Raw genomic sequence first — 15279 nt, 5'->3', positions numbered from 1 at the left:
GACGGTCGGGGGATATGTCCGTCCCCTGCCCGCCCGGCGAAGGGATACGCAGCATGGATTTGAGCCTGCATTACTGGAACTATTCGACCCCGGCGGACCCCACCCGCATCGCGACCACCCTCGGCCGCACCGCCCAGCTCGCGGAGCAGGTCGGATTCGCCGAATTCACCGTGATGGACCACTATTTCCAGATGGAGCACCGCGGCGTCGCCGAGGAGCCGATGCTCGAGGCGTACACCACCCTGGGGTATGTCGCGGCGCTGACCGAGCGGATGCGGCTGGCGGTCCTCGTGACCGGCGTGATGTACCGCTATCCGGGTCTGCTGGCCAAGATCGTCGCGACCCTGGACGTGCTGTCCGGCGGGCGCGCGCAGCTGGGCATCGGCGCCTCCTGGTACGAACGCGAGCAGCTCGCGCTGGGTGTTCCGCTCGTGCCGATGGGCGAGCGGTTCGAGCGGCTGGAGGAGACGCTGCAGATCTGCCTGCAGATGTGGAGCGACAACAACGGCCCGTACAAGGGCGAGATCTATCAGCTTGCCGAGACCCTGTGCGTGCCCGCGCCGTTGACGCGGCCGCGGCCTCCGATTCTGATCGGCGGCGGCGGTGAGAAGAAGACCCTGCTGTTCGTCGCACGCTACGCCGATGCCTGCAACCTGTTCGGTTCCGGCATCGACGACGTGACCCACAAGCTCGACGTGCTGCGCAAGCACTGCGATGCTGAGGGTCGCGACTACGACGCCATTCGTAAGACGGTGACCTACCTGGGCCCCGTCCTCGACGACGCCGACGCGTTCGTCGCCGATGCCGAACACTATGCGGGGCTGGGGATTACGCAGCTGGATGTCATGCCGGACCCGGGCGTGGATCCGCTGGAGTACGCCGAGCGGGCGGGTGAACTGATCCCGCGCCTGGTCGGGTTCTGACGCGAGGCTCACGCCGAATCGACGCCGTGGGCGCCGGACCTGGTTCCGGCGCACACGGCGTCGTCGTCTGCCGGGCCGGGGTGAGCCGCGCTTGCCATATACCCATAGGGGGTATAGGTTATCTGAGGTTCGAGCAGGTCGATGGTGAGTGAGGTGGGCAGATGCAGACGGTATGGCACGCGATAGTGCATGCGCTGGCGCTGGCGGGGTCTATGACATGGGAGATCCTGTGGGCGCTCGTCCTCGGCTTCGCGCTCTCGGCGGTGGTGCAGGCGGTGGTGCGCAAGTCCACGATCGTGCGGTTGCTCGGCGATGACCGGCCTCGCACGCTGGCGGTCGCGTCGGTGCTCGGGGCGGCCTCGTCCTCGTGCTCCTATGCCGCGGTTGCCCTGGCGCGTTCGCTGTTCCGCAAGGGGGCGAACTTCACCGCGGCGATGGCCTTCGAGATCGGTTCGACCAATCTGGTCGTCGAACTCGGCATCATCCTGGCGCTGCTGCTGGGCTGGCAGTTCACCGCGGCCGAGTTCATCGGCGGCCCGATCATGATCGTGCTGGTGGCGGTGCTGTTCCGGCTGTTCGTGCGCTCGCGCCTGGTCGAGGCGGCGCGGGAGCAGGCCGAGCGCGGGCTGGCCGGATCGATGGAAGGCCATGCGGCCATGGACATGTCGGTCTCCGGCGATGGATCGTTCCTGCGGCGGCTGCTGTCACCGCGCGGATTCACCTCCGTCGCCCACGTTTTCGTGATGGAGTGGGCGGCGATCCTGCGCGATCTGGTCATCGGGCTGCTGATCGCGGCCGCGATCGGCGCGTGGGTTCCGGATCGGTTCTGGCAGAGCTTCTTTCTGGAGGGTCATCCGCTGCTCTCGGCGGTGTGGGGGCCGCTGGTCGGGCCGCTGGTCGCGATCGCCTCGTTCGTCTGCTCGATCGGCAATGTGCCGCTGGCGGCGGTGCTGTGGAACGGCGGCATCAGTTTCGGCGGCGTGACCGCCTTCATCTTCGCGGACCTGCTGATCCTGCCGATCCTGAACATCTACCGCAAGTATTACGGCACCCGCATGATGCTGACCCTGCTGGGCGTGTTCTACCTGGCCATGGCCGGCGCCGGCTACCTCGTCGAAATCCTCTTCGGCGCAACGGGGCTCACCCCGCACGCACGCAACGCGATGGTGATGGCCGAGGGTATCCGCTGGAACTACACCACCTGGCTCAACATCGTATTCCTGGTGCTCGCGGCGATTCTGGTGATCCGCTTCGTGCGCACCGGCGGAATTCCCATGCTGCGCATGATGGGTGGTTCACCGGATGCCGAGCATGATCATGCGGGACACGATCATGCCGGGCACGGTCATGGCGAGCACGATCACTCCGCGCACGGCAATGCCGGACACGAGGATGCGGGGGACGACCACGCCGAGCATGGGCACACCCAGCACGATCACACCGCGCACGGCAATGCCGGACACGAGGATGCGGAGCACGTCCACGCGGGGCACGATCGCGCCGAGCATGGGGACAGTAAGCACGAGCATCCAGGCCATGATGACGCCGGGCACGAATCCGGCCACGGGTCACGGTAGCGATCCGAACGGATCGGATTGTTCGCCAACGATATTGCCTCGACGCGGCCCCAAGTGGGGCCGCGTCGAGCTGGAATAGAGCGCTCGGATCGAGCGTTGGGGTGAGCCATGACGGTGAGTGGAACTGTGGCGCCCGGATTCGAGCCGGTGCGAGAGGCCTTCGAGCGCAACTTCGCCGAGCACGGGGATGTCGGCGCCGCGGTCGCGATCTACCGGGACGGTCGCCCGGTGGTGGATCTGTGGGGCGGCCTCGCCGATCCGGCGACCGATCGTCCCTGGGAGCGCGATACCGCCGCGTTGGTCTATTCGGCGACCAAGGGGGTGCTGGCGGCCGCCGCCCACCTGTTGGTCGAGCGGGGGCAGCTGGATCTCGACGCGCCCGTCGCGCGGTACTGGCCGGAATTCGCCGCTGCGGACAAGGGGGAGATACCGGTGCGCTGGCTGCTGAGCCATCGGGCCGGCCTGCCCGCCCTGGACAGGGCGGTCCCGCTCGCGGCCGCGCTGAGCTGGGATCCGATGGTCGAGGCGCTGGCCGCGCAGCGCCCGCAGTGGACGCCGGGTACCGCCCACGGGTACCACGGGCGGACGTTCGGCTGGCTGGTCGGGGAGGTCGTGCGCCGGATCACGGGCCTGACGCCCGGCCGTTTCGTGGCACAGGAGATCGCGGGCCCGCTGGGGATCGACTTCTTCATCGGCCTGCCCGAGTCCGAGCGCGCCCGGGTGGCGCGACTGGTCTTCGCGCCCAGGCCCGAGCTCGGCAGCGTGGCCATCGAGGACATCCCCGAGGCGTTTCGCGGGATCTTCGCCGCCATGCAGGATCCTGACCACCTGATCAACCGGGCATTCCAGGTCACCGATCCGGCCGATCCGGACTTCGATTCCTACGAGGTGCAGGCCGCGGAGTTTCCCTCCTCCAACGGCATCGGCACCGCGCGCGGGCTGGCCCGGCTCTATGCCGCGCTGATCGGGGAGGTGGACGGCGTGCGCCTGCTGTCCCCGGCCACGCTCGCCGATGCCGTGCGCGAGCAGGCCGAGGGCATCGACCGGGTGATGATGATGCCGGACCGCTACGCCAGCGGATACATGCTCCCCACCGCGGGCCTGGAGTTCGCCGGTCCCGACTCGTTCGGGCATCCCGGCCGCGGTGGATCGCTGGCCCTGGCCGATCCGAGCCGGGGGCTGGCCTTCGCGTATGTCACCAACTACATCATCGAGGGCGCGGAGGACCTCCGGGCGGCCGGGCTCGTCGCGGCCTTGAACTCGGTCGCGAGCTGAATCCCGCGGCGCCGGTGTCGCGCGCGGTAATCAGACCGGGACGACCAGAGGTGCCGCCGGAGCGCGGAATCGCTCGACGGCCTGGGAAAAGCGGCCGCGGTACTCCCGCGACACGGTGAGCGCGTCCTCGACCGTGTCCACATCGGTGAGAATGGGCAGCCTGCGGACCTGGCATCCGCAGCGGCTCAGGGCCTCCCGGGTCAGCTCGCCGGTGCGGTCGGTCGACATGGGTACCTCGGCGAGCGTGCGGGCCGGGCGCGGGTCGGTCAGTCCGAGCGCCCACCAGCCGCCGTCGGTCGCGGGGCCCAGTACGGCATCGCCGCATTCGAGCAGGAGCGAGGCCGACACCGCGAGCAGTGCCGGACCGGCCTGCGGGGTGTCCATGCCGATCTGCAGGACCGGCAGTCCCAGCCGGGCGGCGTCGGCGTGGGCATTGGCCAGCCGCTGCCCGAAGCTGTCGCCGCGCTGCGGTACCAGCTCGAATTCCTCGAGCGCCGTGGACAATTCGTCGGACCGCTCGGCCTGGGACAGATCGCCGGTCCAGGCCACCATGCGATGCCGGACGCCGCTGTGCCGCACCGCGGCCAGGGTGTCCAGCAGTGCGGCGGCCGCCAGCTGAGCCGACTCGCGCGGCGAAAATGGCGGTGTGAGACGGGTTTTGGCGAATCCGGCGATCGGGGACTTCGCGATCACGAGCAGTGTCGCGGCGATCCCCGGCTGCGTCGCGGCCGTCGGCTCACTCATCGCACGCTCCAGAAATCCTGGACCGCCCGCAGGGTGCCGCGCACCGACCCCGAAACCTTGGATACGCCATGGGTTCTGGGGCGGTAGTTGATGTCACGTTCGACGATCCGCCATCCGGCATCGGCCGCGCGTATCAGCAGCGCCAGCGGATATCCCGAGCGTGGATGCAACGGCCCCAGCGCCAGGAGTCGTTCGCGGCGGGCGACCCGCATGGCGGCGATGTCGTGCACCTGCAGGCCGTGCCGGCGCCGCAGCAGCGCGGCGATCAGGAGGTTGCCCGCACGGGCATGCCAGGGCCAGGCGCCCGCGCCGACCGGCCGCCTGCGGCCGACCACCATGTCGACGTCCGCGTCCAATTCGCCCAGCAGGAAAGACAATTCGGCGGCATCCATGGATCCGTCGCCGTCGAGCACGGCCACCAGTTCGGTATCGGCCGCACGAACACCCGCATGGACCGCCGAGCCGTAGCCGGGAACCGGTTCTCGCACCACGGTGACCCCGGCCGCCCGCGCGACGGCCGCGGTGTCGTCGGTGGACGCGTTGTCCACCACGATCACGCGGAACCCGGACGGAACGGCCGCCAGCACGCCGGGGAGCGCACCGGCCTCGTTGTGGCACGGGATCACCACGGTGACCTCCGGCGCGCCCACGGTGTCCGCCGGCGCTCCGGCCGGTCGGCGCTCCGGCTCCGCGGCATTTGCTGGTTCGCTCGCAAGCTTGCTCACAACTTCCGACCGTAGGCCCGCGACCACCGAATTCGGCCCAGCGAACCGGTGACGAAAGTATGACGGGGCATGGTGGCGACCGGTGGATCCGTCGGTGTGGCCGATGCCGCGGCTTAGGGTGAACCTGTGCAGCAGCAAACGGCCCCCCCGGCGCGGCCCGGTTCCGGCGTCCGCGCCGATCTGTTGTGTGCCACGGCGGCGGCGGTGCTGGTAGCCGCGGCCTTCGCGCTGCCGTTCGTGAAGGGCCGTGCCTGGTCCGAGCATCTGTACGCGGCGGCCGCGCCGATCTTCGGAATCTGGGGGCCGCATATCGGCTGGGGGACCGGTCCCGCGATCGCCGTCGCGGTGCTGGTCGTCCTGTTCGGGCCCGGACTTGCCCACAGGTTGCCATGGCGGCCGATGCTGGTGCTGGCCTGGCTCACCTCGGTCGCGTGGACGTTCTCGCTGGCGATGATCGACGGCTGGAAGACCGGATGGGCCGGCGATCGGCTGGCGCGGCAGGAGGAGTATCTCTACACCGCGCATCGGATCACCGACGTCGGCGCGATGCTGCGCGGATTCTCCGGCCGCATCCTGGATTTCCGGCCCGACTCGTGGCCCACCCACGTCTCCGGGCATCCCGCGGGCGCGCTGCTGACCTTCGTGCTGATGGACCGGATCGGCCTGGGCGGTGGGGCCGCCGCGGCCTGGGTGGTCGTGCTGGCCGGGTGCAGCGCGGCCGCCGCCGTTCCGGTTGCGCTGAATGCGCTGGGCTCGCCCGGGCGGGCGCGCGCCGTGGTGCCTTTCCTGGTTCTCGCGCCCGCCGCGGTGTGGATCGGTGTGTCGGCCGACGCGCTGTTCACGGGCGTGACGGCCTGGGCCGTCGCACTGCTGGCCGTCGCGACCCGCCGTCGCGCCGGATGGCCCGTCCCCGCGCTGGCGTCGGGGCTGCTGTTCGGATACGGGCTGTTTCTGAATTACGGGCTCACGCTCATGGTCGTCCCGGCGGCCGCGGTACTGCTCGCGCGGGGCGTGCGCGGGGCGGTGCCCGCGCTCGTCACGCTGGTGGGTGTGGCGCTGGTAGTGGCGGCGTTCGCCGCCGCGGGATTCTGGTGGCTGGACGGCTATCACCTTGTGGTGCAACGGTATTACCAGGGCATCGCCTCGGAGCGGCCGTACAGCTATTGGGTCTGGGGCAATCTCGCGGCCACGGTGTGCGCGGTGGGACTGGCGGCCGCCGGGGCGCTGCACCGGGTGGTCCGCGGAGTCGTGGAACCGTTGGCGCCGAACCGGTTCGGTGTGAGCTCGGCCGGAAGCCCCGGGGGGAGCGGGCAGGCGCGGCGTCCGGACGAGGGCGCACGAATGCGGCAGGTCGAAAGTGCGGACGTGAGAACAGGTATCGCCCCCGCTGCTCCGGGTGGGGCCGGATCGGTGCCGGCAGCGGACCGCGAGCCGAGGGCCGCAGGCGTCGCGGTCGCCGATCGGGAGAGTGCCGGTGGTAGTGCGGGGATATCGGCGACGCCGAGGAGAATGGCGTGGCTTCGCCGGGAGCCGGTCTGGCTCGAGCGGTGGCGGGTGCGGGTCGATCCGGCGGCATTGCTGGCGGCGGCGGGCCTCGTCGCCATCCTGGCCGCGGACCTGAGCGGCCTCAGTAAGGCCGAGACAGAACGGATTTGGCTGCCGTTCGATATGTGGGTGCTCGCCGGGACGGCCCTGCTGCCGCGCCGCGGCGCGCACTACTGGCTGGCCACACAGGCGGTGGCGGCACTGCTGATCAACCATCTACTGATGACGAACTGGTGATTCGATGCGCATTCTGGTAGCCGACGACGACGTGGTGGTCCGCGAGGTGGTGCGCCGCTATCTCGAGCGCGACGGGCTCACCGTGGTGGAGACGGCCGATGGCCCCTCGACCGCGGAAGTGCTGGCGCGCAACGAGATCGATCTGGCCATCCTGGACGTGATGATGCCGCCCCCGGACGGCATCGACCTGTGCCGCGCCGTGCGGTCCGGCGAGCATCCCGACATGCCGATCATCCTGCTGACCGCGCTGGGCGAGGAGGAGGATCGGGTCCTGGGCCTGCGGTCCGGCGCCGACGACTACATCGTGAAGCCGTTCAGCCCCAGGGAGTTGGCGTTGCGGGTGGCCTCGGTGCTGCGCCGGGCGCAGCGGTCCCCGGTCGCGGCCGAGCAGCCGCTGCGCAGTGGCGCCATCGAATTGCGGTCCGATGCGCAGGCCGTGCTGGTGGACGGCGTCCGGGTGGAGCTGACCGCGCGCGAATTCGACCTGCTGGCCTTCCTGCTCGCCCATCCGCAGCAGGTGTTCGGACGGGCCGAACTGCTCGAGCGGGTGTGGGGCTGGACCTTCGGCGACCAGTCCACCGTCACCGTGCACATCAAGCGGCTGCGCGCGAAACTCGGTGCCGCACATCGTATCGAAACGATCTGGGGCCGCGGGTACGCCTGGGGCCGGCCGGGGGAGGAGTCCGCCGATGCCTCATGACATCTTCGCGCTGATCGGCTACGCGCTGGCGGGTTCGGTCCCGGTGATGGCGCTGGGGGCGCTGGCGATGCGCCTGACCCACAACCGCAGCCTGACATTCAGTCTTGTACTGCTGGTGTTGATTCCGACGCTGGCCACCCTGGTCGGGGTGGTCGCGGTCAGCGGCCTGATGTTCACCGACGAGCTGTGGCGCATCGCGGTGGTGCTGGCGGTGGTGACCGCTGTCACGGTCCCGACGGCGATCGTGCTGGGCCGGGTACAGGCCCGGAAGATGGTGTGGGAGCGGCAGATGCGGGAGCAGGAGCGGGCCGCGGAGCGCTCCCGCCGCGAGCTGGTGGCGTGGGTCAGCCACGATCTGCGCACCCCGCTGGCCGGCATTCGCGCCATGGGCGAGGCGCTGGTCGACGGCGTGATCGACCAGCCCGAGACCATCGAGCGATACGCGAATCAGATTGTGCGCGAGACGAACCGGCTCTCGACGATGGTCGACGACCTGTTCGAGATGTCGAAGATCAACTCGGGCGCGCTGCGGCTGGAGCTCGAGCCGGTGGACCTGCGCGAGCTGATCGACGAGGTGGCCGCGGCCAATCAGCCGACCGCCGAGCGCGCGCGGGTGAGCCTGACCGCGCGCCAGCCGGGCTCGGAGATCATGGTTGCGGCGAGCGACCGCGCCCTGACCCGGGTGCTGACCAACCTCGTGGCCAACGCCATCGAGCACACCCCGCCGGGCGGCCGCATCGATATCTCGTCCGGTGTGCACGACGACCGGGCCTGGGCACACGTCACGGACACCGGCCCCGGCATCGCGCCGGACGATCTACCCCGCATCTTCGAGGTCGCCTACCGCGGCACCGCGGCCCGTTCCCCGGCCGCCACCGCCGCCATCGGCTCCAACAGTGGAATGGGCCTGGCGATCGCGGCGGGCCTGGTGCAGGCCCATCACGGCGAAATCAGCGCCTGCAACCAGGATGTCGGGTGCCGCTTCGAGGTGTTGCTGCCGCTGCTCGACGCTACTTCAGCGTGACGCTGCGTGCGGTGAGATCGCTCGGATCAAAGCCGCCATCCCGATGAAAGCGGATCAGGCGGCCAACCGGAAGAACAAGGGCTCCGCCGGTGGCCGGCCGCCGGCGTTCGACCCCGAACGATCCCGCTCTCACCCACTTGTGAAACGCTGGCTAGTAGCTGGGGTCGTGCTGGCAGGTGCGGTCGGCACCGGGGAGGGTGCCGTCACGGAAGTAGGTGCTGACGATGTCGTTCACGCACTGGCTCAGGTTGTTGGCGAGGATGCTGTGAACGCGGGTGTCTGCCAGAGTGACCATTCGTGACGCTGTGAGGTCCCGGTGCAGTGCAAGGCCTTCCTGGTAGGCGGCGCGGGTGTCGCGGGTTGCCTGCAAGATCAGGGCTGGTGTCGGGTTGTGCACAGCGGTGGGTGGCTCGATCGGGGCCGGCCAGAACGCGCAGGCGGTGATGTTGTTGGCGAACGCGCCGAATACCGGTTGGGTCGCCCGGACGCTTTCGATGTTGCGGTAGTACCAGGCCGGATCTCGGGGTGCGGCCTTGTCGCCGCACAGGACTGCGGCCGTGCCGGAGGCATCCATCGGAACGGGACCGCTGATCTTCGCTTTCAGCTGCTCCATTTTGACGGGCAGCCCGGACACCGCGTCGGCTACGATCCGCACGACCTCGGCGAGGTTGGTGTTCTTCCGCGGAGTCGACAACAGCGCCAGCATCATCATCGGTACGGTGTGTTCGTCGATGAGATAGCCGTTGCCGATGACCGGATTCGCGGCGGCGCGTCGGATCATGTCCTCGACAAAGGCTCGGACCTGCGGTCCGCTGCTACCGAAGTGGTAGTCGGCGTCGTGGCGGGCCGCCCAGATCGCCCAGTCGTCGAGCCCGGCCTCGTTGGCGGCGCCCATGTCCTGGTAACTGCCGATCCAGTAGCGGTCCGGGTCGATCGCGCTGTCCAGCACAATCCGGTCACTGTGCTGAGGGAACATCTGCGTGTATACCGCACCCAGGTAGGTGCCGTAGGAGGCGCCGAAATAGCTGAGCTTGCGTTCACCGAATGCGCTGCGGATGACATCCATGTCTCGGGCGGTATTGCGGGTGGTGATGAACCGGGCCTTCTCGGGATCGGGTGCTACGCAGGAAGCCGCGAGCGCGGCTGCCAGGCCGGCGTCGCGCGCGTAGCCGAAGGCGTCGAAGCCGGCCGAGAACAACATGGTGGGCAGCGGCAGCGCACAACTCAGTCGGTCCGATCGGCCGATCCCACGCGGGTCCATGCCGATCAGGTCGTACCGGGCGCGGGCATCCGGTGTGAGTCGATCCCGGAGGTCGACCATCATGTTCAGGCCCGGACCGCCGGGACCACCCGGGTTGGACAGCATGATCCCGCGTCTGTGGGCTGGGTCGGTGGCCGGGATACGCGAGATCGCCACGGTCAGCGTGCGTGAGTCCGGTCGGTTGTAGTCGAGCGGTACGACGACACCCGCGCACTGGGCCCCCGCACGGTCGAGCGCCGCGTCGTTACACGGCTTCCAGTGCAGTTGCTGGTGGTAGAACGACTGCAGCCCACCCGGGATGTCATCGACCGGATCGGCGCTTGCCGGTGCCAGTGGCACGGTGGCGAATGCGGCTGCTGATATGACCCCCATTACAAGCCATCGAACCCATCGCATCCGCATCCGCATCGGCATCGCATCTTCCTGCTCACGACCCCCGTGTACGCGTCCTTGATTCCGCACAGCCATTTTCGGGGTCTCGAACGCACCCTACTAGCCATTTGCTGAAGCCGGCTTGGTGATGCCGGGATTTCCAGTGGCGCCATTCACGCTTGACCCCCGGTCGCATCGTGGTTATGGCTCCTACATCAGGTTTTGCGGGGCATGTAAATGTGTTACGGATCACAGTGTGGCGCGATTGGGGCGTATGCCGGGCAATTGCCTGCCATATCTGCTCAATCACCCGTGCTGGTATCGGCTCGGTCTCGCGAATTTCCCCCTCCTGGCCGGGCGGTCTCAATGGTTGTCGAAACATTTCCGCTTCGTAGTCATATTGTTATGCTATCGTGACGTCGACCCCGAGTGGTGGGTTGGTGCGGGCCCAGAGTGCCTGCGCGTCGGAAGTTGGACGCGGGAGACTCGATGGAATCCAGGCATATGTTGCCGACATCTCGGAAAAATGCTTGCCGCACAGCGTGTTCGGCTACCGCTGTGCCTGGCCCTCCGGTCGACGGCGCGCCCAGGCAACCAGTGATGTGGTTGCGGATCGGCAGTCTATGGCTTGCGACCCTTGCGCTTGCCGTGATCATGCTGCCGGCGGCATTGTCGATGCCGGTCGCGCGAGCCGCGGTGCTGTTGCCTGGTAACGATCCCTTCTATGCCGCACCCGCCGATCTCGCGTCACATCCGAACGGCGCGGTGCTCGGGGCGCGGACGATCCCACTGCTCGGTCTGCCGATGCCGGTGGCGGCGTGGCAATTGCGGTATCGCACAACCGATTCCGAAGAGCATCCGCAGCTGGACGTGACTACGGTGCTGGTGCCACCTGTGCCCTGGAGCGGGCCGCGGCCGGTGTTGTCGTATCAGGTGCCCGAGAACAGTCTCGACACCCGGTGCGCACCGTCGTTCACGCTGCGCGGCGGACGCATCACCGACATGGCGGCCACCATGCAGGATGCGCCGTTCATCGCGGATGCACTGCGGCGCGGATGGGCCGTCGTGGTCAGCGATTACGAGGGGCCGCAGTCCCGGCTCTTCGACGGCGTGACATCCGGGCGCGGAGTCCTGGACGGAATCCGGGCCGCACGGTCCTTCTCACCGGCCGGCATCAATGCCACGAGCCCGATCGGCGCCTGGGGATACTCGAGCGGTGCCTTCGCCACGCTGTGGGCCACGCAGTTGCGTCGGGAATACGCACCGGACGTGCGATTCGTCGGCACCAGCGCCGGTGGAATCCCCACCGATATTCCGGCCATGGCACAACGCGCCGACGGCTCCGGGGTGATGCTGATCCTGCTCGGGCTGGCCCGCGATGAACCCGGCTCCCGGTTGGCCGACTTGCTGAACAACCGGGGCCGCCGCGCGTTGCTCGCCGCAGGCACCTCCGGCTGCGGTGCGGATCTGGCGCAGAAATACTCCGACGCCCGCGTCGATAACTTCGCCTCGGTCCCGAACCTGTTCGCGCAGCCCGCTTTTCGCAACGCCGCCGCACCCAATGAACTCGGCCGTACCGTCCCCGACACCCCGCTGTACCTGTATCACAGCGTGACCGACGACAAGATCCCCGTCGCCGGCTACAGCGCCCTCGTCGATACCTACTGTGCTAAGGGTGCCACCCTCACCGCGATCCACTCGCTGATCCCGACGCACATCGGAGCCGCCGCTGGCGAAGGTTTCGGAGGCATGGACTTCCTCGCCGATCGCCTCGCCGGCATCCCACAACCCCCGGGGTGTGTGGTGCGGTGAGTCACCGAGGGAGCGCACGCCGCGCAGGCGCGGCAGCGTAGCGGCGTCTGGATGAGTTGGCCCGGACGAGGATGCGGCGTGGGGCCGAGCGGGCCATTCTCGAAAACGCCGGGCGGCGAGTCGCCCACCGCCCGGCGCTCTACGAGCGGATCACACCTCCAGGTCCTCCTCGATGCCCTTGAGGCGGTGCCGGGCCAGGGCGAGGTTCGCCCGCGCCCGATCCAGAGCGAGGTAAAGGAACAGGCCTTGGGACTTGCGGCCGGTCATCGGCCGGATGATGTGGTATTGGCCGGACAGCGTGATGAGGATGTCCTCGATACTATCGTTGAGTCCGAGCTGTTCCATGGTACGCAGCTTGGCGCGCACCACCTCGGTGTTCCCCGCGGCGGCGACCTGAAGGTCCAGGGTCTTGGAACTGCCGAGCGTCCCGAGGGCCATACCGCTGTTGTAATCGACGACGGCGGCTCCGATCGCGCCGTCGATCGCCATCATTTCTTTCAGCGCCAGATCCAGATTGGACATGTGTGTGTGTTCCTTTCAGTAGGTGCTTGTTGCCTAGTCTTTTTCGGGGACCGTCAGATGGTCGGCGATCGTACGAGCCACCGGCCGCGACTCCAGATGGAGCCGGCCGACGTTCACCTCCGGGCTCGCCAGCACGATCAGTGAGGCCCAGCCCGCGGCGTAGACCACCACATGCCCGCCGGTACCGCGCACCACGACCTCCTGAAACCCACCACCGTGCGCAGTGGTGGCGAGCCGATGCGACAGCGCCAGCTGCGAGGCGGCCATCGCGGCCATCGTGGAAGGCTCGATGTGCGAGGGCAGATCGTGGGCGATGAGCAACCCGTCGCTGGAAGCCACCAGCGTGCCGGTCAGCTGCGGGATGCGATCGCGCAGTGCTTTCAGTTCCGCCAGCACCACGGCGTTCGGTTCGGGTTCGGACATCGCCACCTTGGTCGACCTTCCCATCAGTGCGTAACCGAGCAGTTTCCTCCGCGCGGTCATGCCAGCTCCTCCAAAGCTGCCCGCAGGCGGAGGAGCAGGGCCTCGTCGACCGGCTCCCAACTGTCCGAGTCGGGAACCGGTTCAGACCGCCGTGGCGCACGTCGAGGTAGCGGCTCAGACCGCCGCGACGCGCGTCGAGGTAGCGGCCCGGACTCGCCGACTGCGCGGACGGCCGCCACCGGCTCGGCTGTCGCGACTGGGATAGGGGCCGCGACCGGCGGCTCGATCAGCCCCGCCGCGGTCAGCTCCCGCACCGCCTCCAGACAGCCATACGTCGTGCGGCCGAGGTCGCGTGCGATCTCGGTGATGCTGCGCCGAGTGTCAGCGGCAGCCAGCACCTCCGCCTGGCCGCCGGTGAGCACGACGCGCCGTCGCCGCACGCGGCGGACCGGCACAACTGGGGCGCGGTCGACCAGTTCCGCAGGCCACGGCCCGGACTCCGGATCGCCACGTCGCGCACACTCGTGAACGAGCGCGCGCGGCGTGATCTGGCAGATCTGGGCGAGCCAGTGGGGTGGCGCGGGCCGGAATTCGGGGACCGACGGCGAGGCCAGCAGAAAATAGGCGGCATCGAATACCGACAGCAATGCCAGGGTTTCCAATCGTGGCCGTCCCAGCATATGGCCGGGATCGCCGGCCGCGGCCCGCCGCCAGTCCTCCATGGTTGCCACGCCCGCCTCCACGACAAGACGGTCCAGCCCGATCGTGCGGCGGCAGTCGACGGATGCGATTGCGCCTTCGGCCAGATGAAACACGCCGTCGCTCGTGCGCAACATTCCGGTAACTCTGTCCTTCTCGAGCCGCCGCAGTTCGACCGCGAGCTCAACGGCCATGACCGTCCTCGGCCAATTCGCCCAGAATTCCCCGAAGCTGGAATCGCGCCATCGCCAGATTCCCGGTGTCGCCGTCGAACAGAACGTGCACGAAGAGCCGACCGTCGAAGTCGCCGTTCAGCAGATTCAACAGGTGATATCCGTGGGTCCCCGAGACGATGATCTCGGTGACGTCGTCACCGTCACCGTTGCGGCGGGTCGCCAGCGCAGCGCAACCCAGTACCGCACGGACCACGTCGGTGGTCGCTGCGGCGTCCTCGTGCTGGTCCACCGGATCGTGTCGACCGGCCGCGGCGATCGCCAGACCGCTCGCTCCGTCCACCAACGTCACGCTGCGCGCACCGGGAATGTCCATGATGCTGCGCAGACAGCCGTCAATATCGGTCACCGTGCCCTGGCCTGCCTGTCGTGTGAGATTTTCAGCAGACCAGACGGTACACAATGCGCCGAGCGAATGTACAGAAAATAACGGAAATCCATAGTAGAAATCACATCCCACGGTCGCCCGTGGCGGCACGGCGGTGAGTTCGTCTTCGCCGATCCGGCTACCTGGGCGAGCCCGACACCGCTACCGCGACCGAAACCCGCCTTTACGGCCCGGCTACTGCTAGATCATGGAATCGGTTGCATCCCAGGCTTACTCACCGCTCGTCCTGGGTCGCCCAGACCGGAACGTTGCCCGCTATCGAGGGCGCCGTGATCCGGCTCGACGTCGCGCGATTGCCGTCCGGGGCGATCCCGAAACCGGTATGGCTGTGGCACTCGGTCGTCGACCTCGACCCGGACATGGTCGATGTGTTGTGGCGGGCGTTCCTGCGCCGGTTCGATATTGGGCACACCTTCCGCATGCTCGAGCAGACTCTCGGCTGGACCAGCTCCACACTGCGGGACCCGGCCTCGGCGGACCGGTGGACCTGGCTGCTGCCGGCCGCCTACACCCAGCTCCGCCCGGCACGCGACCTCGCCGCCGATCTGAGACGCCCGTGGAAGAAACCCGCTACCCTGCAACGGCTTACACCCGCCCGCGTCCGACGAGGATTTCGGCACCTACGCGCAAACATCGCCTGTCCCGCCAGTGCGCCGAAACCTTCACGCCCCGGACCGGGCAGACCGCCCGGTCACCGCACCCAGCGCCCAGCACCCAGCTACGACATGCACATCAAGACGGCCAGCAACACCCGAGCACCAAAACCGGCCGGACCGCGACCACGCCGCAGAGCATAAAACTCGAGCTAGTTCGATGTGA

14 protein-coding genes and 1 pseudogene are annotated in these 15279 nt (G+C 68.4%); 8 read left to right on the top strand and 7 right to left on the bottom strand.

Annotated elements, in window-relative coordinates; translation table 11 throughout:
- Positions 1-53 precede the first annotated feature (53 nt).
- The 3 genes and pseudogenes from KO481_RS27575 to KO481_RS27565 all read left to right on the top strand — a co-directional run bounded on the left by KO481_RS27575 (position 54) and on the right by KO481_RS27565 (position 3775).
- Positions 54-923: an LLM class F420-dependent oxidoreductase gene (locus tag KO481_RS27575; protein ID WP_215921277.1), complete on the top strand. Its 870-nt coding sequence runs from the start codon at positions 54-56 to the stop codon at positions 921-923.
- A gap of 161 nt (positions 924-1084) precedes the next feature.
- Positions 1085-2266: pseudogene (locus tag KO481_RS27570) on the top strand (permease); the annotation flags it as partial.
- 342 nt (positions 2267-2608) lie between these two features.
- Positions 2609-3775: a serine hydrolase domain-containing protein gene (locus KO481_RS27565; protein WP_215921275.1), complete on the top strand. Its 1167-nt coding sequence runs from the start codon at positions 2609-2611 to the stop codon at positions 3773-3775.
- Positions 3776-3805: 30 nt separating this feature from the next.
- Here the strand turns inward: KO481_RS27565 and KO481_RS27560 are convergent, their stop codons facing one another.
- Both KO481_RS27560 and KO481_RS27555 read right to left on the bottom strand, forming a co-directional pair.
- Positions 3806-4519: a TIGR04282 family arsenosugar biosynthesis glycosyltransferase gene (locus KO481_RS27560; RefSeq protein WP_215921273.1), complete on the bottom strand. Its 714-nt coding sequence runs from the start codon at positions 4517-4519 to the stop codon at positions 3806-3808.
- Positions 4516-5169 (bottom strand): glycosyltransferase family 2 protein, encoded by a 654-nt coding sequence (locus tag KO481_RS27555; RefSeq protein ID WP_215921637.1) that lies wholly within the window; start codon positions 5167-5169, stop codon positions 4516-4518. Before KO481_RS27555 ends, KO481_RS27560 begins: the two co-directional genes overlap by 4 nt.
- A 201-nt stretch (positions 5170-5370) precedes the next feature.
- Between KO481_RS27555 and KO481_RS43375 the strand changes: the two genes are divergently transcribed.
- From KO481_RS43375 to KO481_RS27540, 3 genes are read left to right on the top strand one after another with little or no spacing between them, the layout of a single operon-like run.
- Positions 5371-7026 (top strand): hypothetical protein, encoded by a 1656-nt coding sequence (locus tag KO481_RS43375; RefSeq protein WP_308166803.1) that lies wholly within the window; start codon positions 5371-5373, stop codon positions 7024-7026.
- 4 nt (positions 7027-7030) lie between these two features.
- A complete protein-coding gene (locus tag KO481_RS27545) occupies positions 7031-7726 on the top strand; it encodes a response regulator transcription factor (RefSeq protein ID WP_215921271.1) in 696 nt (231 codons plus the stop codon).
- The gene (locus tag KO481_RS27540) at positions 7716-8750 is read left to right on the top strand and encodes a sensor histidine kinase (protein WP_215921269.1); all 1035 of its coding nucleotides are present in this window, start codon (positions 7716-7718) and stop codon (positions 8748-8750) included. Before KO481_RS27545 ends, KO481_RS27540 begins: the two co-directional genes overlap by 11 nt.
- 151 nt (positions 8751-8901) lie before the next feature.
- Here KO481_RS27540 and KO481_RS27535 read toward each other — a convergent pair whose 3' ends face one another.
- Positions 8902-10383 carry an alpha/beta fold hydrolase gene (locus tag KO481_RS27535; RefSeq protein ID WP_245401618.1) on the bottom strand — a complete coding sequence of 494 codons (1482 nt, stop codon included), beginning with the start codon at positions 10381-10383 and terminating at the stop codon, positions 8902-8904.
- Between the two features lie 654 nt (positions 10384-11037).
- On the opposite strand from KO481_RS27535, the gene KO481_RS27530 reads away from it, so the two are divergent.
- Positions 11038-12195 carry a lipase family protein gene (locus tag KO481_RS27530; protein ID WP_245401645.1) on the top strand — a complete coding sequence of 386 codons (1158 nt, stop codon included), beginning with the start codon at positions 11038-11040 and terminating at the stop codon, positions 12193-12195.
- A 150-nt stretch (positions 12196-12345) separates the two neighbouring features.
- On the opposite strand, the gene KO481_RS27525 is transcribed toward KO481_RS27530, so the two are convergent.
- Genes KO481_RS27525 through KO481_RS27510 form a run of 4 tightly spaced genes read right to left on the bottom strand, consistent with a single transcriptional unit; the run spans position 12346 to position 14421 of the window.
- A complete protein-coding gene (locus KO481_RS27525) occupies positions 12346-12717 on the bottom strand; it encodes a hypothetical protein (protein WP_215921265.1) in 372 nt (123 codons plus the stop codon).
- A gap of 33 nt (positions 12718-12750) precedes the next feature.
- Entirely contained in the window at positions 12751-13200 is a 450-nt protein-coding gene (locus tag KO481_RS27520) for a roadblock/LC7 domain-containing protein (RefSeq protein ID WP_245401617.1), read from the bottom strand.
- Positions 13197-14033, bottom strand: a complete 837-nt coding sequence (locus KO481_RS27515) for a hypothetical protein (protein WP_215921263.1) — start codon at positions 14031-14033, stop codon at positions 13197-13199. Before KO481_RS27515 ends, KO481_RS27520 begins: the two co-directional genes overlap by 4 nt.
- Positions 14023-14421 carry a roadblock/LC7 domain-containing protein gene (locus tag KO481_RS27510; protein ID WP_215921261.1) on the bottom strand — a complete coding sequence of 133 codons (399 nt, stop codon included), beginning with the start codon at positions 14419-14421 and terminating at the stop codon, positions 14023-14025. Before KO481_RS27510 ends, KO481_RS27515 begins: the two co-directional genes overlap by 11 nt.
- Before the next feature lie 236 nt (positions 14422-14657).
- Between KO481_RS27510 and KO481_RS27505 the strand changes: the two genes are divergently transcribed.
- A complete protein-coding gene (locus KO481_RS27505; RefSeq protein ID WP_215921259.1) occupies positions 14658-15257 on the top strand; it encodes a hypothetical protein in 600 nt (199 codons plus the stop codon).
- Positions 15258-15279: the final 22 nt, after the last annotated feature.

The organism is Nocardia albiluteola, assembly GCF_018860155.1.
GTDB lineage: Bacteria > Actinomycetota > Actinomycetes > Mycobacteriales > Mycobacteriaceae > Nocardia > Nocardia albiluteola.
Note: the sequence above shows the minus strand (reverse complement) of the source record. Positions and strands in the feature narration are given on the sequence as shown.